This window comes from Croceicoccus sp. Ery5 (assembly GCF_020985325.1).
Taxonomy (GTDB): domain Bacteria; phylum Pseudomonadota; class Alphaproteobacteria; order Sphingomonadales; family Sphingomonadaceae; genus Croceicoccus.
Genome location: NZ_CP087587.1, coordinates 701,896 through 720,990 on the forward strand (window position 1 = coordinate 701,896; position 19,095 = coordinate 720,990).

Here is a 19,095-nt window from a genome sequence, read left to right on the forward strand (position 1 = left end):
TGGCGCCCTTATGACGCCTGCGATTTTCGGCCTTTCCGGCACCGTGCTGACCGGCGACGAGCGCGCCTTTTTCCGCGATGCCGATCCGGCGGGTTATATATTGTTCGCCCGCAATTGCGAAAATGCGGCGCAGATGCGCGCGCTGACCGATGAATTGCGCGCCATCGCGGGGCGGGCCAACCTGCTTATCACCGTGGATCAGGAAGGCGGGCGCGTCGCGCGGATGAAGCCGCCGGTATGGCCGAAATACCCGCCGCAGGGCGTGTTCGACCGGCTTTACGATATCGCGCCGATCTCTGCGATAGAGGCAGCGCAGGTGAATGCCGAGGCGATCGGCCTCGATCTGGCCGAGGCAGGGCTCAATTGTGATGCGCTGCCCTTGCTGGATGTGCGCTGCGCGGGGGCCCATGACGTGATCGGGGATCGCGCGCTTGGCCATGATCCGATGCGCGTTGCCGCGCTGGGCCGCGCCGTGCTGGAAGGGCTGGAAGCGGCAGGGGTCGCGGGCATCGTCAAGCATATACCCGGCCATGGCCGCGCCTGTGCCGACAGTCACAAAGAAATGCCCGTCGTTACCGCAACCGAGGCAGAACTGGAGCAGGATATCGCGCCGTTCCATGCCTTGCGCGATGCGGCCATGGGGATGAGCGCGCATGTTAAATATACCGCGTGGGATGCCGAAAATCCGGCGACGCAATCGGCCAGAATAATCGGAGATATCATCCGCGGGCGGATCGGTTTCGACGGACTGTTGATGAGCGACGATATCGACATGGAGGCTTTGTCGGGCTCCATCGCGGACCGTTCGGTCAGGGCTTTGCAGGCCGGATGCGATCTGGTGCTGAATTGCTGGGCGAAAATGCCCGATATGATCGCCACGGTCGAAGCGTGCGGCGAAATCGCGCCCGATGCGCGCCGCCGCCTCGATGCGGCGATGGCTGGCAAGGATGTCGGCCCGTTCGGCGGCGCGGAACGGCGCGCCGAATGCATCGCCAAGCGGGATGCGCTGTTAGTGGCGGCGGGCGTCGAGGCATGATCGCCGATGGCTCCGAACCCGGCCTGTTGTGGGGCGAAGGGGCAGAGGGCTGGGTAGAGGACGTTGCCACCGCGGGCGAGGAGGGCGAGCGGCTTTACGTCGAACTGGGCGGCTGGGAAGGGCCGCTCGACCTGCTGCTCGATCTGGCGCGGCGGCAAAAGGTCGATTTGCGCCGCATTTCGATCCTTGAGCTGACCGACCAATATCTCGCCTTTATCGACCGCGCGGGTGAAATGCGGCTGGAACTGGCCGCCGACTACCTCGTGATGGCGGCATGGCTGGCCTATCTGAAATCCGCGCTGCTGCTGCCCAAGGAAGAGCAGGAGGACCCCAGCCCCGAGGAACTGGCCCTGCGCCTGCAATTGCGGCTGGAGCGGCTGGCGGCGATGCGCGATGTGGCGGCGCGGCTGATGGCGCGCGACCGGCTGGGGCGCGACACCTTTGCCCGCGGCGCGCCGGAAGGATTGCGCGTGTTGAAAAAGCGGGCGTGGCATTGCGAATGGTTCGACCTGGTGCAGGCCTATGGGCAGGTAAAGGCCCGCACCGCGCCCGTCGTACACATGGTGCGCGATCGTGCGGTGATGACGCTGGAAAGCGCGCTGTCGCGCGTGTCCTCGATGCTGGGCGTATCGCTCGACTGGATGGAACTGCGCCAGTTCCTGCCGCCCCATGCCGATCCGCGCCTGCGCAAATCGGCGCTGGCCAGCAGCTTTGTCGCGGCGCTGGAACTGGCGAAGCAGGGCAGGGCCGAAATCGCGCAGGACGAAGTGTTCGGTCCGCTGCGGCTGCGTGCCCTGGCAGGGCGTGACGGGGCTAACGGCGAATGAGCGGGGAAGCGCCCGACCGGAAACCCGATGATCTGGTCCGCGCGGTAGAGGCCGTGCTGTTCGCTGCCGAAGAGCCGATGACGGCGGTGGAGATCGGCGATCATCTTGGCGGCGCCGATGTGCGCGAGGCTTTGGCCGAGCTTGCCGGTCATTACGACGGGCGCGGTGTGGAACTGGTGAAGCGCGGACCCCGCTGGCATTTGCAGACCGCGCCCGACCTTGCCCATTTGTTGAGGCGCGAACGGGAGGAAGTGAAGCGCCTGTCGCGCGCGGCGACCGAATGCCTTGCGATCATCGCCTATCACGAACCTGTCAGCCGTGCCGAGATCGAATCGATCCGTGGCGTGCAGACGGCCAAGGGCACGCTGGACGTGTTGATGGAAGCGGGCTGGGTCCGCGCCGCCGGTCGGCGCGAAGTGCCGGGGCGGCCCGTGATCTATGCCACCACGCCCGATTTCCTCACCCATTTCGGCCTTGCCACCCGCCGCGACCTGCCCGGCCTTGCCGAATTGCGGGCTGCGGGCCTGCTGGAACCGGTCGAGGAAGCGCTGGAGCGGGAAATGGCGCAAACGATGCCCGAAGCCGGTGAAGCGCAAGGCGAAAACGCGGAAGTAGAGGGTGTTGACGAACCCTCTCTGGATATGGGCGATGAATCGGCCTAAACGGGGTGGGTAACCCCCGTGTTAGTGAGAATTTCAAATGAATGTTGGACCCTGGCAATTGCTGATCGTCGCCATCGTGATCCTCGTGCTGTTCGGGCGCGGGCGCATCTCGGAAATGATGGGTGACTTTGGCAAAGGCATCAAAAGTTTCAAGCAGGGCATGAACGAGGAAGCGCGCGCCCCCGACCGGATCGACCATCAGTCGCCCGCGCCGACGGCCAGCGAGAAAAAGGCAGACCCTGTCGAGACGCCGACCGCGACCGGCGATTCCGAAAAGAGCAGCTGAGCCGCCATTGCGGCACTGCGTTAGGACGCTTTCTTCATGTTCGACATCGGCGCGATCGAGTTGCTGATCATCGTGATTGTCGCGGTGGTCGTCATCGGCCCGAAAGATATGCCCATGGCCATGCGCACGGCGGGCCGGTGGATCGGCAAGATCCGCAAGGTTTCGGCCCATTTCCGTTCGGGCATCGACGCCATGGTGCGCGAGGCGGAGCTGGAGGACATGCAGGCCGAATGGAACAAGCGCAACGCAGAGATCATGGCCAAACATCCCGAGGCAGTGCGCCCCGCGCATGACGGCGAAGCGCCTGCTCTGCCCGAACCGGCGGTAGAGGGTGCGGGGCAAGTGCCCGCCGATCCGCAGATGGAGCCGGTGGCCGAAGCAACCGAACCTGCCGCGCCGGTCGATGCGCAAATATCCGGCGCAGAAGCCGCCAAGCCCGCCGACAACGGGGCAGACCGGTGAAGCCCGTGTTCCGCATTTCCGATCTGGACGAAACCGAATCGCCGCTGCTCGATCATCTGATCGAATTGCGCAACCGGCTGCTGCGCTGCCTTGTGACGCTGGTGGTGGCCTTTGCGATCTGCCTGCCCTTTGCGGACGATATTTTCGCCATCCTCGTCCGCCCGCTGACGCAGGCGTTTCCCGACGGGCAGGGGCGGCTGATCTATACCAAGCTTTACGAAGCGTTTTTCGTAGAGCTGAAAGTGGCGGTCTTCGCGGCCTTTTTCCTGTCGTTTCCGATTATCGCCAACCAGCTGTGGCAGTTCGTTGCACCGGGGCTTTACGCGAAAGAGAAAAAGGCGTTCCTGCCCTTTCTGTTCGCCACGCCGATCCTGTTTTCCGCCGGAGCCGCGCTCGCCTATTTCGTGGTGATGCCCAATGCGTTCCGCTGGTTCATCGGCTTTCAGGGCGATGCGGGCGGCCTGCAGATAGAGGCTTTGCCGGGCACGGGCGATTATCTGGCGCTGGTGATGCAGTTCATTCTGGCCTTCGGAATCAGCTTTCTGCTGCCCGTTCTGCTGATGCTGCTCAATCGTGCGGGCATCGTCAGCCGCGCTTCGCTGGCCAAGGCGCGGCGCTATGTGATCGTCGGTATCGTGGCGCTGGCCGCAATCATCACTCCGCCCGATCCGGGGTCGCAGCTGGTGCTGGCCTTACCGCTCTATCTGCTGTTCGAAGGGTCGCTGTTCCTGATGCGGATCACCGAACGCCGTCAGGCGCGCGAGGCGGCCAAGGCAGAGGATACGCCGGAAGCCGAGAGCGCCGAGGCCTGATTGCAAGCCGCTGGGTTTGGGTTGAGGGTTTCAGGCCAGGTGGCGATCCGGCGGCCTTGCCGGTCTGCGAAGCGCGCCCGAGCATTTGAAACGCATATCCGAGCCGCGCAAACGAAAAGGGCGGAGCCGAAGCCCCGCCCTTTTGTATCGTGTCTCTGACGAGAGATCAGACGCTGATCGGATCGTCATCATCGCCATCGACGGCGATGTAGATGCCGACGCCGATCAGAACGGCTGCCAGCACAGCGAGGATCGGCGAGCCGCCCATTTCGCTGGTTTCGCCAGCGGGAGCAGCAGCGCGCTGTTCGCCTTCGGCAGCAGTGGCGGCGATCGGTGCCGAAACGAGAGCCAGCGCGGTCGCGGCAGTGGCCATCTTGCGGAGGATCATTAGTTTATCTCCTTGTTCGCTCAATTCTTTTCGAATCCGAGCGGGCCTGAACCTGCCCCGAACCGAATCTTCAATCACGAATCGTAGCTATGTCCCCCAAGCGACGAATTCATGACACCTTTCAGGTCATCACGCATGGCGCATGGCGACCCTTCCGGATTTGCAGGCTGAAAATACGACTCCAGCGTGCAGTGTCAACGCCATTAATCGCTCCAAGCACATGTGAAGCATCATTTTTTTGCTTTGCAGCAAGCGATTGCCGCATTTGCGCAACAACCTTTGATAGTGTTTCCGTCAGTCGCGGCGATAGGCCCTGCGACCGGCAATCCATGTTTCCTCGACCGCGATGGTGCGCAATTCGCCTTCTGCCGCCAGCAGCGGATCGGCGCTGACGAACAGGAAATCGGCCCATTCGCCCGGGGCCAGAGAGCCGAAGCGCCCGTCCGCCTTGCCTGCCCAAGCCGCGCCCGATGTGAAACCCGCCAGGGCCTGTTCGCGGCTGATCCGTTCGTGCGGCATCCACCCGCCGAACGGTTCGCCATCCGGCCCTTGCCGCGTGACCGCAGCGGCGATTCCGGCCCAGACATCGACTGGTTCGACCGGCGAATCGGAGCCGAATGCCACGGCGCCGCCGCTCTCGATCAGCGATCGCCACGCATAGGCGCCCTGCAGCCGGTCGGGTCCCAGCCGCGCCTCTGCCATCTGGCGGTCCGATGTCTGGTGCACCGGCTGTACCGAGGCCACTGCGCCCAGCTGCGCGAATCGGGGCAGGTCAATCGGATCGACGATCTGCGCATGTTCGACCCGCCAGCGTCGGTCGCCGGTATAGGTTTCGTTGAGTTCGAGGATCGAATCGAGCACTTCGCGATTCGCCGCATCGCCGATGGCATGCACGGCGGGCTGGAAACCGGCCATGGCGGCGCGGCTCATCATATTGCGCAACTGGGTGCCGTTTCTCAGCGGCAGCCCGCGTTCGCCCGGCGCGTCGGCATAATCGGCCAGCAGCCATGCGCCGCGCGATCCCAATGCGCCGTCGAGGTAAAGCTTCACCCCGCCCAGAAAGAGCCGGTCGCCATAAAGCCACGGCGTCGGTTCGGCGCCTGCAATCGTCACCATCTGCTCGATCCCGCCGGCATAGCCCATCACGCGGATGCGCAGCCGCCCCGCATCGCCCGACCGGCGCAAGGCCTGCCAGTCGTCGATCGTGGTGCCCATGTCGGCCACCGCGGTAATCCCGTGGGCGAGCAGCAATTGCTGTGCCTTGTCCAGCGCAATGTCGCGTTCTTCGGGGCGCGGTTCGGGCACGAGTGCGGCGACCGCGCCCATCGCATTGTCGACGAACACGCCCGATGGTGCCTTGGCGGCATCGCGGATGATCCGCCCGCCTTCGGGATCGACGGTCTTTGCGGTGACCCCTGCCGCTACCATGGCCGCGCTGTTCGCCCAGCCCGCATGGCCGTCGGCGCGCATCAGCCAGACGGGCCGGTCGCTGACGGCCGCGTCCAGATCGCTGGCCGTGGGAAAGCGGCCAAGTCCCCATTTCTCGTGATTCCAGCCGCGCCCGATGATCCAGCCGCGATTGGGATAGCGTGCGGCATAATCCGCGATTTTCTCCTGCGCCTCGGCCAGAGATGCGGTCTCCGACAGGTCGAGGATCATCGCCGCCAGCCCCGTACCCGTCAGGTGCAGGTGCGAATCGATAAAAGACGGAATCAGGACGCGCCCGTCGCCGTCGAGCTTGTAATCGACTTCCTTGGGCAGCTTGTCGCGGCGTTGATAAAGCTTTGCGACCTTGCCGTCGTCGTCGATCAGCATGGCGGTAAAGCGTTCGACCGTGCCGTCACGCTCGACACGGATGCCGTCCACATTCTCGATCAGAGTATCGGCCAGCGCGGCGGCGGGCAGGGTGGCGGTAAGAAGGGCGGTGACGGTTGCGAACAGGCGTTTCGCGGACATAACGGGTGCAGTCATGGCGACGGGGTCTAAACCGCATTTGCAAGTCGCGCCATATCCGATAGGGGCTTTGCCCTATGTCCGATCTTCAGACCGATACCGCCAACACGGCGCAAGCCGCACTGCCGTTCAATGCCGACGATGTCCGGGCCGCCGCCCGCCGCATTGCCGGACAGGTCGTGCGCACGCCCATGCTGAAATCGCTGACCCTGTCGCAGATTTCGGGTGCGGAAATCTGGCTGAAGTTCGAAAACCAGCAATTCACCGCTGCCTATAAGGAACGCGGCGCGCTGAACGCGCTTTTGCAGTTGACGCAGGAGCAGCGCGAGCGCGGAGTGATCGCGGCCAGCGCGGGGAACCATTCGCAGGGCCTGTCCTATCACGGCACGCGCCTTGGCGTGCCCGTCACCATCGTGATGCCGCGCACCACGCCGACGGTGAAGATCATGCAGACCGAAAGCGTCGGCGGCAATGTCGTGCTGGAAGGTGAGACTTTCGACGATGCTTCGGCACATGCCCGCAAGCTTGAGAAAGAGTTGGGGCTGACCTTCGTGCATCCGTTCGACGATCCGTTCGTCGCGGCGGGGCAGGGCACGGTCGGGCTCGAGATGCTGGAAGATCAGCCCGACCTCGACACTCTGGTCGTGCCGATCGGCGGCGGCGGCCTGATTTCGGGCATCGCGACCATCGCGCGCGACATGAACCCCGATATCGAGATCGTGGGCGTGCAATCGGCGCTCTACCCGTCGATGTTCGCGCGGATCAGGGGTGAGGAGCACCAGTGCGGCGGCGATACTCTGGCCGAGGGGATCGCGGTCAAGGCACCGGGCGAACTGACCGCGAAGGTCGTGGCGAAGCTGGTCGACGATATATTGCTGGTCGACGAAGGCGCGCTGGAAAACGCCGTCTCTCTATTGTTGCAGATCGAAAAGACCGTGGTCGAAGGCGCGGGCGCGGCGGGGTTGGCCGCGGTGCTGACGAATCGCGAGAAATTCGCGGGCAAGAAAATCGGCCTGGTGCTGTGCGGCGGCAATATCGATACGCGGCTTCTGGCCAATGTGCTGCTGCGCGATCTGGCGCGGTCGGGCCGTCTGGCGCGTCTGCGCATCACATTGCAGGACCGGCCGGGCGCCTTGTTCCGCGTGATGCATGCGTTCGATGCGCATAATGTGAACATTATCGAGATCTATCACCAGCGCATCTTTACCACATTGCCTGCCAAGGGGCTGATCACCGATATCGAATGCGAGGCGCGCGACGGGGCGCAGATCGACGGTCTGATCGCCGATCTGCGGTCCAAGGGCTATCAGGTCAGCACGGTCGAACTGGCCTGAAGGCGAACGCGCGCACCTTCCCGGCCCACCGCCCGAATTGCGCCCAAAAGGGGCAGGGCGAGCGTCAAATACGGTCAAAATGGCCATTTTTGTTCGAATCGTAGTTAACGGCCTTTAATATTTGAACGATCGCGGGCATATAGGTCCTACGCGCGGCATGGCTGGCTTTTCCTGGTCGCCGCCTGCCGCGCGGTGCCCATCGTGGCTTTCACCGGCCGGGCAGTCCGGAACATCGGTCGACCACCGGATCGACGGTTGAGAGGTACAGGCCCAAGTTCGTGTCCGCACCCGTGAGGTTCCCCCGCTTCTATGTGACTGCCCCGGCTCCGTGCCCATATTTGCCGGGGCGTCAGGAGCGGAAGGTCTTTACGGAACTTGCCGGACCCGATTCCGACGCCCTCAACGATGCGCTTGGCCGCATCGGGTTCCGCCGCAGCCAGACCGTTGCCTATCGGCCCAGTTGCGCGGGATGTAACGCCTGCGTTTCGGTGCGCGTGGTGGCAGAGGAATTCGTGCCGTCGCGCACGCAGACCCGCACCATGCAGAAGAATGCCGATCTGGTCGCCACCGCCTGCCGCCCGTGGTCGACGGTGGAGCAGTATGATCTGCTGCAACAATATCTGAAGGCGCGCCATCCCGGTGGCGGCATGTCCGCGATGGATTCGATGGATTACGCCGACATGATCGAGCAGACGCCGGTCACCTCCTATGTCGTCGAATATCGCGAACCGGATGTGGACGGGCGCCCGGGCCGTCTGGTAGGCGCGTGCCTGACCGACCGGCAGAACGACGGTCTTTCAATGATCTATTCGTTCTATGATCCGCATCATCCCGACCGATCCGGACTTGGCAATTACATCATACTCGACCACATTGACCGCGCTGCGAAGGCCGGTCTGCCCTATGTCTATCTGGGCTATTGGATCGAGGGGTCTTCGCGCATGCAGTACAAGATCCGTTACCGGCCACTGGAGCGGCTGGGTCGCGAAGGCTGGGAACGTTTTGATGCGGGCAGGCAGGATGCGCTTATCGCCGCAACGGTGTCGCAGCCGCGCACCGAAGGCGAAGACGCGCGCGTCGGCGGCAGCAAGGACAATATGCCCTGCGCCCAAGACCAGTACCGCATCCTCGAAGGCTGAAAACCGCCTGATCCCCCTATCGCAAACGGCGTGTCATGCGCTGGCCATGGTTCTGGCCGGTGGCATGCTGTTGGGCATGGCCGGACCTGCGCGCGCGCAAAGCCGCGATGCGGATGCCGAGCTTGAGGCGCTGATCCCCGACAGCGCGCTGGACGATGCCGAAAGCTGGGCGATGGAGACCGACGCCGCCGCGACGCCGGTTCCGGCCGAGGACGACATCGATTCGCCCATGGAAGAGGACGGCTTCTCGCTCGCCTGGCCCGAGGACGATGATTTCAGGGTCGATCTGGAAGACATCGCGATTGATCCCGATCTTGCGCAACTCCTCAGCCGCGAGAATGGACGACCTGCCGCCGATCTGGCGCTACCCGGCATGGCGCAGCGCGGCGGGGAAGACGAAAGCGAAGAGGAAGAGGCGGTCGAGACGCGCCTGTCCAAGCGCATTACCCTCAGCCATCCGGCATCCTTTGCCGAATTCGGCCAGTTCGACGATTTCAAGACGCGCTTCGAAGGGCTTTCGGATATCGAAAACCTGCGCGACGGCGACGATAATTTCGCGCAACTTGCCAATCGGGCCGAGGAAGATACCGCGCTGCTGTCCGACATGCTGGCGGCCTATGGCTTTTACGATGCCGATGTGCGCCAGCGCGTCGAAACTCCGGCAGAAGGCGAGGGTTCGGGCGAGGGCGGCACGGTGGTTGCCGACGATGCGCGCTTTATCTTCACCATCGATCCGGGCGAGCGTTACACATATGGCGCGGTCGAGCTGCCGGGTCTGGAAGCGGCGGGCGACGACTATGCCGAGATGCGCGCCGCGTTCGAGATTGCATCGGGCGATTTCATTCAGGAAGACCGGATCGTCTATGAAGGGATCGACCTCGAAGTCGCTTTGGGCGAAACCGGCTATCCTTTTGTCGAAATGGGTAAGCCCGACCTGCTGATCGATCATGCCCGCGACGAGGGCGATCTGACCCAGCCCGTCACCACGGGCGGCAAATATCGTTTCGGGCAAGTGCACAGCAGCGATCCGGCATTCCTGTCGGACAGGCACCTTCTTGAAATCTCGCAATTCGACACGGGCGATATCTACAAGGCGAGCGAGGTGGAGGACCTGCGCAAGGCGATGCTGGGCACCGGCCTCGTTTCGTCTCTGGTCGTCAAACCGCGCGAAGTGGTCGCGCCTGCCGATGGCGAACCGGGCGTCGTCGATGTCGATGTTGCATTCGAGCAGGCACCCCTGCGCACCATAGCGGGGGCCATCGGCTATGACACGGGCCGCGGCATCCGGACCGAAGCGAGCTGGGAGCACCGCAATCTCTTCCCGCCCGAAGGCATGCTGCAATTGCATGCGATCGCGGGCACGCAGGAACAGCTGGTCGGCGCGACTTTCCGCCGCAACAACTGGCACGGGCGCGACCGCGTGCTGACGCTGGACGTATTCGCCAACACCATCGACCGCGACGCTTACGAGGCGCGCACGATTTCGGGCGTGGCCAAGTTCGAACGCGTGTCGACGCTGCTGTACCAAAAGGTGCTGTCGTGGTCGGTCGGCCTCGAACTGGTCGCGACGCAAGAGCGCGAAGGCACGCTGGGCGGCAAGGCTATCGGCCCGCGCGAAACCTATTTCGTGGCCGCGCTTCCGGGCGAGGTGATTTACGACAAGAGCGACGATCTGCTCGATCCGACACGGGGCTGGCGCGTATCGCTGTTCGCATCGCCCGAAATCTCGCACACGGGCGGTTCGCGGTCGACCTATCTGCGAAGCTGGCTGGAGGGTCGCTATTACCAGCCGGTCAACGAAAAGCTGGTCGTGGCGGGGCGCGCGAAATTTGGCACGATCACCGGCACCGATATCGAAAATATCGCTCCATCGCGCAGGCTGTTCGCGGGCGGCGGCGGTTCGGTGCGCGGCTATGGCTATCAGGAAATCGGACCGCAGGACAATCTGGGCGATCCCACCGGCGGCCTTTCGCTAAGCGAGTTTTCGCTGGAGGCGCGCTATCGCACCGGCTTGCTTGACGGGGCCATATCGGTGGTGCCCTTCATCGATGCGGGCACGGTGGAAAACGACAGCACGCCGGGCCTGTCCGACATGCAATATGGTGCCGGTGTCGGCGTTCGCTATCACACCAATTTCGGTCCGCTGCGCGTCGATCTGGCAACGCCGCTGAACCCGCGGCCGGGTGACAGCAATATCGCGGTCTATATCTCTTTGGGGCAGGCGTTCTGATGGCGGGCGAGACCGGCGATCTGCCGCCCGACGGCACGCCCGCACCGGCGCAGGCTGTGAAGCAGGGACGCGACTGGGGGCGTTACTGGCGCACGCGGCTGCTGGCGGGGCTGATCGCCCTGCTCGGTGTGATCGGTCTGGGCGCGGTATTGATCGACAGTCCTATCGGTCATCGCTTTATCGCCAACAGCCTTGCCAGCTATGCCCCCGCATCGGGCCTGCGGGTCAAGATCGGCCGGATCGAGGGTTCGATATTGGGCGAGGCGGAACTGACCGACGTCGTACTGTCCGATCCCAAGGGCGAATTCCTGCGCGTGCCCGAGGTAGAGCTGGACTGGCGACCCTTGCACTGGTTCACGCGCGGGCTCGACGTGCGCAGGCTGGTTGCGCGGCGCGGGCATCTGATGCGCATGCCCGAACTGAACCCCGGCGACCCCGACGCGCCGATCCTCCCCGATTTCGACATACGCATCGACCGGCTGGCGATCGAGGATTTGCGCGTGGACGAGGCGGTCGCGGGTATGGAACGCACCGTCGATTTCCGGGCCCGGGCAGACATCACCGACGGGCGCGCCAGGATAGAAATGCTGGGCGATCTGGGCGGCGAGGACCGGTTGCTGGCGCGGCTGGATGCGGACCAGAGCGGCGATGTAATCGATCTGCTGGTCGATTATAATGCGCCCGCGGGCGGCTTGCTGGCGGGCATGGCAGGGGCGAGCGAGGACTTGCAGATTGCCATGGGCGGCAAGGGCAAGTGGACCGCCTGGAAGGGCTATGCCCGCGTGCGTCAGGGGGAAGGCAATCTGGCCGCGCTGACTCTGACCAAGCAGGGCGAGATTTACGGCTTGCTCGGCCAGATTCGGCCCGACGGCTATTTGTCGGGCGTGGCCGCCGATGCCGTGGGCGAAGTGGTCAGCATCAATGCCCAAGGCACCTTCAGGGATAGCGTGATCGACGGGCGCTATGTGCTGGTGGGCGCAGGGGTCGAAGTGCTGGCGCGCGGCGGCGTGGACCTGAACGACAATCGCCTTGCCCGGTTTGGCGTGCTGGCGCGGGTTACCGATCCGGCACTGACGGGCCCCGACCTGCGCACCGATGGCTTGCAGGCGCGGCTGGGGCTGGACGGCGATTTCCGCGAGGATCTGGCCATCGCCTATACGGTGGAGGCAGCGCGCATCGGCGCGGGCGATGCCCATGCCACGCGCGTCGTGGCGACGGGCAATGGCAATTGGAACGGGTCGCGCCTGCAACTGCCGCTTGCCGCCACGGCGGGCAGCATCGCCACGGGCAGTGCCATGGTCGATCCGCGGCTGCGCGGCGCAAAGCTGGGCGCGACCTTAACCTATAGCGGAGACCGGCTGGTTGCCCCCGATATCGTGTTCGATTCCTCGGGCCTTGGTGCGCGGCTGGCGCTCGACGGCAATGTGGCGCAGGGGCGATATCGCCTGACGGGGCCGGTCATCGCCAATGGCGTCGTGCTGGAAGGGCTGGGCAGCGCCAATGCGCGGGCGCAGATCGACGCGGTGCTGGGCGGCAATGCAGGCTGGACGCTGGCGGCGAAGGTCGACGGGCGGATGAGCCGTGTGACCAACGCCACGCTCGAGAACTATGTCGGCGCGCCGGTCGCGTTCAATGCCGATGTGTCGATGGCAGCCAATGCCCCGATCCTGATCCGCAGCGCACGGCTGGACGCGCCCAGGCTCGACCTCTCTTTATCGGGCGAGCGCGCGGTGGACGGCACGGTGCGGCTGGCAGGCGAAGGGCGGCATGCGGATTTCGGACCCTTTACCGTCGACGGCACGATGGATGGCGAGGGACCGCACGCCGAACTGGTCTTTGCCGAGCCATTGCCCGCGGCCGGAGTCAAAGATGTCCGCATCGCGCTGGCACCCGACGAAGACGGCTTTCTGATCGACGCCGAGGGTCAGTCTATGCTGGGGCCGTTCACGGGCAATATCGGCATCGTCTCTGCCGCTGACGAGCCGGTGCGCATCGCGGTCAATCGCTTTACCCTGAGCGATACGACCATGTCGGGCGATCTGACGGTTGAGGAAGGCGGCGTCGCGGGCGAACTGGCGCTAAGCGGTGGCGGGGTGGAGGGCACTGTCGCGCTGGCCCCGCAAGCGGAAGGGCAGGGGATCGACGCCGATATCATCCTGCGCGACGCCAGTTTTCAGGGCGAGCCGCCGATCACCGTGCGACTGGCGCATATCAAGGCCAATGGCGTGCTGGGCGATGCGACCACACTGGACGCGGCGATCAATGCGCAGGGTATCGGGCGCGGCGATCTGTTTCTGGGCCGTTTCGCGGCAGAAGGCAGGTTGGAAGACGGCGAAGGCACATTCAATGCCATGGTCGCGGGCCGGCGCGGCAGCCGCTTTTTCCTGCGCATCGCGGGCGAAGTGTCAAACGATCGGGTCGAGGTGGCGGCGCGCGGACGCTATGCCGGACGGCGCATTTCCATGCCTCGCGCGCTGGTCGTGCTGCGCGATGAAAGCGGCTGGAACCTGCAGCGCAGCCAGATCGATTTCGCGGGCGGGACCATACAGGCCGAAGGGCGCTTTGGCGAAGAGACCGCGGCAAGCGTTCGCGTGGTCGACATGCCGCTGGATGTCGCGAACCTGTTCGTCGACGATCTGGATATCGGCGGCAAGGCATCGGGCGTGGTCGATTACCGGCGGACGGCAGGCGCTGCGCCCACGGCACGCGCGCGGCTGTTGTTCGATGATCTGACGCGTTCGGGTCTGGTGCTGACCTCGCGCCCCGTCGATCTGGCCATGGTGGCCGAGCTGACGGCGGACGATTTCGAGACGCGCACCATTATCCGCGAGGATGCGACCCGCCATGGCCGTCTGCAGATGCGCCTGTCGAACCTGCCTGCCGACGGGACGCTGGTCGAAAGGCTGCGCGCCGGAACATTGTTCGCGCAATTGCGCTATGGCGGGCCTGCCGATGCGCTGTGGCGGCTGGTAGCGGTGGAACTGTTCGATGTGACCGGCGATGTGCGGATCGCGGGCGATATTCGCGGCAGTTTCGACCAGCCCCGGATACGCGGCACCCTGCGCGGGGAAGGGCTGCGCCTGCAAAGCACGCTGACGGGCACCGATGTCACGGATATCGCGATCCTTGGCACTTTCGACGGCTCGGTGCTGCGCCTGCCGCGTTTCAGCGGCGTATCGGGCAATGGCACGGTTTCGGGCAGCGGATCGGTCGACCTGTCGCGCCTGTTTACCGATGGCGTCAGCATGGATCTGCGGCTTGCGGCCAAAAATGCGCGCCTGTTGAACCGCGACGACATGGCCGCCGTTGTCAGCGGGCCGATCCGCGTGGTGGCAACCGATAATGTCGGCACGGTTGCAGGACGGCTTGAAATGATTTCGGGCCGCTGGAAGCTGGGCAATACGACGGCGGTCGAAAACCTGCCCAGCATTCCGCGCCGCGAGATCAACCTGCCGGCCGACCGTCAGACACGCAAGGCGTCGAGCGCGCCGTGGAAATATCTGATCGATGTGCAGGCCAATAACCGCTTTACCGTCACCGGCATGGGGCTGGACAGCGAATGGGGCGTCGATGTGCGGCTGCGCGGCAATACCGATGCGCCGGTGATTTTCGGACAAGCCGATCTTGTGCGCGGCGGTTACCAGTTCGCGGGCAAGAGGTTCGACCTGACGCGCGGACGGATCAGCTTCTCGGGCGAGAATCCGCCCGATCCGCGCCTTGATGTGGAGGCGGAGGCCGATATCAACGATATCAATGCCACCATCCTGATTCAAGGCACGGCCTATGCGCCCGAAATCAGCTTTTCCTCTGTGCCCGCACTGCCGGAAGAGGAAGTGTTGTCGCGCCTGTTGTTCGGGGATTCGGTTGCCAATATTTCGGCCCCCGAGGCGCTGCAACTGGGCGCCGCGCTGGCCGCGTTTCAAAGCGGGGGCGGGGGCATGGACCCGATCAACGAATTGCGTAGTGCCATCGGGGTCGACCGGCTGCGCGTGATCGGCGCGGACGAGGCATTGGGCCGCGGCACCAGCGTCGCGGTGGGCGAATATATCGGGCGCGATTTCTATGTCGAGCTGGTGACCGACGGCAAAGGGTACAGTGCGACCGAGCTGGAATTCCGCGTGACCAGCTGGCTGTCGCTGTTGGGCACGGTGTCGTCGTTGGGCTATAACGCCGTATCGGCAGAGATCAGCAAGGATTACTGATCACAGGCCCTTACAACGCCGACGGTGATATCAGGGCTGTTTCAATACGCCGTCGATGGGGATGACCACGCCATTGCTGGCAAGGATCGCATCTCCGTTCACCTGGGCAGTCTTGCCGCTTTCGTCGGTGACGGTCAGCGTGCTGCCGTCCATCGCAAAACGCATCGCGCCCTCGCCCATGGTGCGGATCGATACCGTGCCCTTTTGAACGGCGATCGCATTTTCAATGTCGTCAGGTGTCAGCGCGCCGGGCAACACATGTTCGCGCAATACGGCGGCCAGCACCGCGCGCCCTTCGTCGGTGGACAGATCGTTCTGATCCTCCAGCGCAGACAAAGCCTCGTTACTGGGGGCCAGAACGGTATAGGCGGCACTGCCGTCGAACACTTGTGCAAGACCGGTATCTTTCAGCGCGTCGCTCATCTCGCGCACGGAATCGCCATCGGCCAGCGCGGCGGCCAGCGTTTCGTTCCCGACCGGGGGTTCGCCCGCATCGCCGCCATCGTTGGAACAGGCAGTCAGCGTGCTGCCCAGAGCGATGGCCAATGCGCAAGTCAGTGCCAGCGTCTTCGTCATATATCTCTCCCTAAGCCAGCAGTTCGATCGCTGCCCTGATCAGCTGGGTCGTCGGATCGACTTCGTAGATATAGCCGTCGCTATAGCGATAGCGCGCGTCGGGCCCGTCGCGATACCGGTCGCGATAGCCATAGGGGACATTATAGATGTCATAGCCCGAAGGCATCGGCTGCCCGATCTGGAAATCGCTGCCCGTCAGCAGGGCCGCGATGGAGGTGATGGCGGAGGTGTTGGGATCGGTGCGATAGACGACATTGTCGGCATAGCGATAGCTGGGGCCGAGGCTGTAATAATCCTGCGTATAGCGGGGCAGTGGCTGCGCATCGTACCAGCTGGGCCAGACATTGCCGACCGATAGAGCGCCGCCCAACAGCGGGTAATAGCCAAGGATCGACCCCGCATCGGACAGGCGCACCAGATTGCCGCCGTAATAACGATATCGCCCGTCGTTAAGGCCCGGGAGGCCCCACCATCCGGCGCGGTCGTAGCGGTAGTCGTTGCGCCGGTCGAGGCCGGGCGGGGTGCAGCCATTGCGTTTCTTGGCAAGGCCCGGCGGACAGCCAGTTAGAAGGCCCCGTTCGCGGATCAGTCGGTCGTTACCGGCGAAAATCGCGGTGGCGCGCTGGATATCGCGCAGGGCGGTGCTGTTTTGTCCATTGCCACGGGTGTTGAAATTTGCGTTGCCGTTGCCGTTGCCATTACCGTTGTTACGCGGTTTGGTCACATTGGCTTGCGTCTTGGCGGGCTGGCGCGGCACGTCGCGGGCATCGCTCTTGGCCTGCGCGGGCTTGTTTCCATTGCCATTGCCCTTCGCGGGCCGCGCAGTCTTGCTGTCACTTCCGTTGCCGCGATCCGCCTTGGGTCCGTTTCCGTTGCCGCCACCCTTGGATTGTGCGGCTGGCTGGCCGTGCCCTCCGCCATTGCCGTTACCATGTCCGTTCCCGTTGCCGTTCGGCTGCGCCAGCACGCTCCCCGCGCAGAGGGCAGCGGCGACCATGCCGGCGATCATCACTTGGCCTCTTATCAGGGGAACGGCGGGCATGAGCTTTGGGAAATGAGGCATCGATACGGACCTTGCAGACTCCTTTCTCCACGAACGCCTTGCCGCAACAGGCGTTCCACTGGTCGTCGCATCTTGTCGCAGCCGGTCGGTCGTCCCGCCCGCCCTGTCGCAGGACGGGACAGGGTCAGCGACTGGCATCAAGTGCGACGAAAAGGGCGCGGAAAGCCAAAGCCTTCCGCGCCCCTTTGGCCGGTTCGCACCGGCCATCGGCCTCGTGATTACGCGCTGTAGTACATGTCGTATTCGACCGGGCTCGGCGTGGTTTCGAAGCGAAGCACTTCTTCCCACTTCAGTTCGGCATAGGCGTCGATCTGGTCCTTGGTGAATACGCCGCCTTCCAGCAGGAAGTCGTGGTCGGCTTCAAGTGCCAGCAGCGCTTCGCGCAGCGAACCGCAAACGGTCGGAACCTCGGCCAGCTCTGCCGGCGGCAGGTCATAGAGGTTCTTGTCCATGGCTTCGCCCGGGTGGATCTTGTTCTTGATCCCGTCGATGCCGGCCATCAGCAGCGCCGCGCTCGACAGATAGGGGTTTGCCAGCGGATCGGGGAAGCGGAACTCGACGCGCTTCGACTTCTCACCCGCGCCGTAAGGAATACGGCACGAAGCCGACCGGTTGCGAGCCGAATAGGCCAGCAGCACGGGGGCTTCAAAGCCCGGCACCAGACGCTTGTAGCTGTTGGTGGTCGGGTTGGTGAAGGCGTTCAGGGCCTTGGCATGCTTGATGACACCGCCGATGTAATACAGGCAGGTGTCCGACAGGCCGGCATAACCGTTACCGGCAAAGGTGTTGGTCTTGCCGTCCCAGATCGACATGTGGGTGTGCATGCCGCTGCCGTTGTCGGCCTTGATCGGCTTGGGCATGAAGGTCGCGGTCTTGCCATAGGCCTGCGCGACCATCATCACGACATATTTGTAGATCTGCACGCGGTCGGCCGTGGTGGTCAGCGTGCCGAAGGTGATGCCCAGCTCGTGCTGTGCCGAGGCCACTTCGTGGTGGTGCTTGTCCATGGGCAGGCCCATTTCCACCATGGTCGAGACCATCTCTGCGCGGATGTCCATGCAGCTGTCGACCGGCGGGACGGGGAAGTAACCGCCCTTGGCGCGCGGGCGGTGGCCCAGGTTGCCGGCTTCATAGTCCTTGTTGGTGTTGCCGGGCAGTTCGATGTCGTCGATCTTGAAGCCGGAGCCGTCGTAGCCGTCATAGAACTTCACGTCGTCGAACATGAAGAATTCGGGTTCAGGGCCGACATAGACGGTATCGCCAAGACCGGTGGTCTTGAGGAAGGCTTCGGCGCGCTTGGCGGTTGCGCGCGGGTCGCGGGCGTAGAGTTCGCCGGTCGACGGTTCGACGATGTCGCAGAACAGGACCAGCATCGGGGTCGCCGAGAACGGATCGACATAGCACGCATCAAGGTCGGGCTTGAGGATCATGTCCGATTCGTTGATGGCCTTCCAGCCTTCGATCGACGAACCGTCGAACATCAGGCCCTGCTCCAGCTCGTCCTCGCCCAGCGGGGCGGCCAGCATCTGCAGGTGCTGCCACTTGCCCTTGGGGTCGGTGAAGCGCAGATCGACCCACTCGATCTCTTCGTCCTTGATCCTTTTCAGGATGTCCTTTGCAGAGGCCATTTTGATCCCTTTCATGGTGCCCGGTGTCTGTCACCGGGGTATTTGCGTTGTGGGATGCCGCCGTTTCACCGCTGTGTCGGTTCGCGGAGGCAGGGGAAATCAGATCGCGTCGGCGTTCAGTTCGCCGGTGCGGATGCGGATCGCGGTTTCGATGGGCGAGACGAAGATCTTGCCGTCGCCGATGCGCCCCGTCTGCGCAGCGCCCACGATCGCCTCGATCACGCGGTCCACCGTTTCGCTGGGGACCACCACTTCCAGTTTTACCTTGGGCAGGAAATCGACGACATATTCGGCGCCGCGATACAGTTCGGTGTGGCCTTTCTGACGTCCGAAGCCTTTCGCCTCGGTCACGGTGATGCCCGAGACACCGACCTCGTGCAGCGCTTCCTTCACCTCGTCCAGCTTGAACGGCTTGATAATCGCCTCGACCTTTTTCACGCTCTGTGCCTGAGCCCCCGCATTATTCGTCTTTTTGGTATCGGCGCCACGAGAATCGC

At 64.0% G+C, this 19,095-nt stretch carries 16 protein-coding genes; 10 read left to right on the forward strand and 6 right to left on the reverse strand.

Annotated features, from left to right (window positions below; genetic code table 11):
- Positions 1 to 10: 10 nt before the first annotated feature.
- Genes nagZ through tatC form a run of 6 tightly spaced genes read left to right on the forward strand, consistent with a single transcriptional unit; the run spans position 11 to position 4,085 of the window.
- Entirely contained in the window at positions 11 to 1,036 is a 1,026-nt protein-coding gene (nagZ, locus tag LOZ74_RS03340; protein WP_230292894.1) for a beta-N-acetylhexosaminidase, read from the forward strand.
- On the forward strand, positions 1,033 to 1,863 hold the full coding sequence (locus LOZ74_RS03345) for a ScpA family protein (RefSeq protein ID WP_230292895.1): 831 nt from the start codon (positions 1,033 to 1,035) through the stop codon (positions 1,861 to 1,863). The genes nagZ and LOZ74_RS03345 overlap by 4 nt, the downstream gene beginning before the upstream one ends.
- Positions 1,860 to 2,525, forward strand: coding sequence for an SMC-Scp complex subunit ScpB (scpB, locus tag LOZ74_RS03350; RefSeq protein ID WP_230292896.1), 666 nt, complete (start codon positions 1,860 to 1,862; stop codon positions 2,523 to 2,525). Before LOZ74_RS03345 ends, scpB begins: the two co-directional genes overlap by 4 nt.
- Before the next feature lie 37 nt (positions 2,526 to 2,562).
- A complete protein-coding gene (gene tatA / locus LOZ74_RS03355) occupies positions 2,563 to 2,811 on the forward strand; it encodes a twin-arginine translocase TatA/TatE family subunit (protein WP_230292897.1) in 249 nt (82 codons plus the stop codon).
- 36 nt (positions 2,812 to 2,847) lie between these two features.
- Complete coding sequence (gene tatB, locus LOZ74_RS03360) at positions 2,848 to 3,273, forward strand: Sec-independent protein translocase protein TatB (RefSeq protein ID WP_230292898.1); 426 nt, start codon at positions 2,848 to 2,850, stop codon at positions 3,271 to 3,273.
- The gene (gene tatC, locus LOZ74_RS03365; RefSeq protein ID WP_230292899.1) at positions 3,270 to 4,085 is read left to right on the forward strand and encodes a twin-arginine translocase subunit TatC; all 816 of its coding nucleotides are present in this window, start codon (positions 3,270 to 3,272) and stop codon (positions 4,083 to 4,085) included. Before tatB ends, tatC begins: the two co-directional genes overlap by 4 nt.
- Before the next feature lie 166 nt (positions 4,086 to 4,251).
- On the opposite strand, the gene LOZ74_RS03370 is transcribed toward tatC, so the two are convergent.
- Both LOZ74_RS03370 and LOZ74_RS03375 read right to left on the reverse strand, forming a co-directional pair.
- A complete protein-coding gene (locus LOZ74_RS03370) occupies positions 4,252 to 4,473 on the reverse strand; it encodes a hypothetical protein (RefSeq protein ID WP_230292900.1) in 222 nt (73 codons plus the stop codon).
- Positions 4,474 to 4,767: 294 nt separating this feature from the next.
- On the reverse strand, positions 4,768 to 6,444 hold the full coding sequence (locus LOZ74_RS03375) for an amidohydrolase (protein WP_370638867.1): 1,677 nt from the start codon (positions 6,442 to 6,444) through the stop codon (positions 4,768 to 4,770).
- Between the two features lie 59 nt (positions 6,445 to 6,503).
- On the opposite strand from LOZ74_RS03375, the gene LOZ74_RS03380 reads away from it, so the two are divergent.
- The 4 genes from LOZ74_RS03380 (at position 6,504) to LOZ74_RS03395 (ending at position 15,331) form a co-directional block, all read left to right on the forward strand.
- Complete coding sequence (locus LOZ74_RS03380) at positions 6,504 to 7,760, forward strand: threonine ammonia-lyase (RefSeq protein WP_230292901.1); 1,257 nt, start codon at positions 6,504 to 6,506, stop codon at positions 7,758 to 7,760.
- Between the two features lie 278 nt (positions 7,761 to 8,038).
- On the forward strand, positions 8,039 to 8,899 hold the full coding sequence (locus tag LOZ74_RS03385; protein ID WP_230292902.1) for an arginyltransferase: 861 nt from the start codon (positions 8,039 to 8,041) through the stop codon (positions 8,897 to 8,899).
- Between the two features lie 46 nt (positions 8,900 to 8,945).
- Positions 8,946 to 11,129 carry an autotransporter assembly complex family protein gene (locus tag LOZ74_RS03390; protein WP_230292903.1) on the forward strand — a complete coding sequence of 728 codons (2,184 nt, stop codon included), beginning with the start codon at positions 8,946 to 8,948 and terminating at the stop codon, positions 11,127 to 11,129.
- Positions 11,129 to 15,331 (forward strand): translocation/assembly module TamB domain-containing protein, encoded by a 4,203-nt coding sequence (locus LOZ74_RS03395; RefSeq protein ID WP_230292904.1) that lies wholly within the window; start codon positions 11,129 to 11,131, stop codon positions 15,329 to 15,331. The genes LOZ74_RS03390 and LOZ74_RS03395 overlap by 1 nt, the downstream gene beginning before the upstream one ends.
- Positions 15,332 to 15,361: 30 nt before the next feature.
- Here LOZ74_RS03395 and LOZ74_RS03400 read toward each other — a convergent pair whose 3' ends face one another.
- The 4 genes from LOZ74_RS03400 to LOZ74_RS03415 form a co-directional block, all read right to left on the reverse strand.
- Positions 15,362 to 15,907: a fasciclin domain-containing protein gene (locus LOZ74_RS03400; protein ID WP_230292905.1), complete on the reverse strand. Its 546-nt coding sequence runs from the start codon at positions 15,905 to 15,907 to the stop codon at positions 15,362 to 15,364.
- A 10-nt stretch (positions 15,908 to 15,917) separates the two neighbouring features.
- Positions 15,918 to 16,919, reverse strand: a complete 1,002-nt coding sequence (locus LOZ74_RS03405; protein ID WP_230292906.1) for a hypothetical protein — start codon at positions 16,917 to 16,919, stop codon at positions 15,918 to 15,920.
- Positions 16,920 to 17,188: 269 nt separating this feature from the next.
- Positions 17,189 to 18,598 (reverse strand): type I glutamate--ammonia ligase, encoded by a 1,410-nt coding sequence (gene glnA / locus LOZ74_RS03410; protein ID WP_230292907.1) that lies wholly within the window; start codon positions 18,596 to 18,598, stop codon positions 17,189 to 17,191.
- Positions 18,599 to 18,697: 99 nt separating this feature from the next.
- Complete coding sequence (locus LOZ74_RS03415; protein WP_230278910.1) at positions 18,698 to 19,036, reverse strand: P-II family nitrogen regulator; 339 nt, start codon at positions 19,034 to 19,036, stop codon at positions 18,698 to 18,700.
- Positions 19,037 to 19,095 lie beyond the last annotated feature (59 nt).

Bases quoted from the DNA above. Each gene is read 5' to 3' on its own strand.
- nagZ (WP_230292894.1), top strand. From the start codon at position 11: ATGACGCCTGCGATTTTCGGCCTTTCCGGCACCGTGCTGACCGGCGAC.
- LOZ74_RS03345 (WP_230292895.1), top strand. From the start codon at position 1,033: ATGATCGCCGATGGCTCCGAACCCGGCCTGTTGTGGGGCGAAGGGGCA.
- scpB (WP_230292896.1), top strand. From the start codon at position 1,860: ATGAGCGGGGAAGCGCCCGACCGGAAACCCGATGATCTGGTCCGCGCG.
- tatA (WP_230292897.1), top strand. From the start codon at position 2,563: ATGAATGTTGGACCCTGGCAATTGCTGATCGTCGCCATCGTGATCCTC.
- tatB (WP_230292898.1), top strand. From the start codon at position 2,848: ATGTTCGACATCGGCGCGATCGAGTTGCTGATCATCGTGATTGTCGCG.
- LOZ74_RS03370 (WP_230292900.1), bottom strand. From the start codon at position 4,473: ATGATCCTCCGCAAGATGGCCACTGCCGCGACCGCGCTGGCTCTCGTT.
- LOZ74_RS03375 (WP_370638867.1), bottom strand. From the start codon at position 6,444: ATGACTGCACCCGTTATGTCCGCGAAACGCCTGTTCGCAACCGTCACC.
- LOZ74_RS03380 (WP_230292901.1), top strand. From the start codon at position 6,504: ATGTCCGATCTTCAGACCGATACCGCCAACACGGCGCAAGCCGCACTG.
- LOZ74_RS03390 (WP_230292903.1), top strand. From the start codon at position 8,946: ATGGTTCTGGCCGGTGGCATGCTGTTGGGCATGGCCGGACCTGCGCGC.
- LOZ74_RS03395 (WP_230292904.1), top strand. From the start codon at position 11,129: ATGGCGGGCGAGACCGGCGATCTGCCGCCCGACGGCACGCCCGCACCG.
- LOZ74_RS03400 (WP_230292905.1), bottom strand. From the start codon at position 15,907: ATGACGAAGACGCTGGCACTGACTTGCGCATTGGCCATCGCTCTGGGC.
- glnA (WP_230292907.1), bottom strand. From the start codon at position 18,598: ATGGCCTCTGCAAAGGACATCCTGAAAAGGATCAAGGACGAAGAGATC.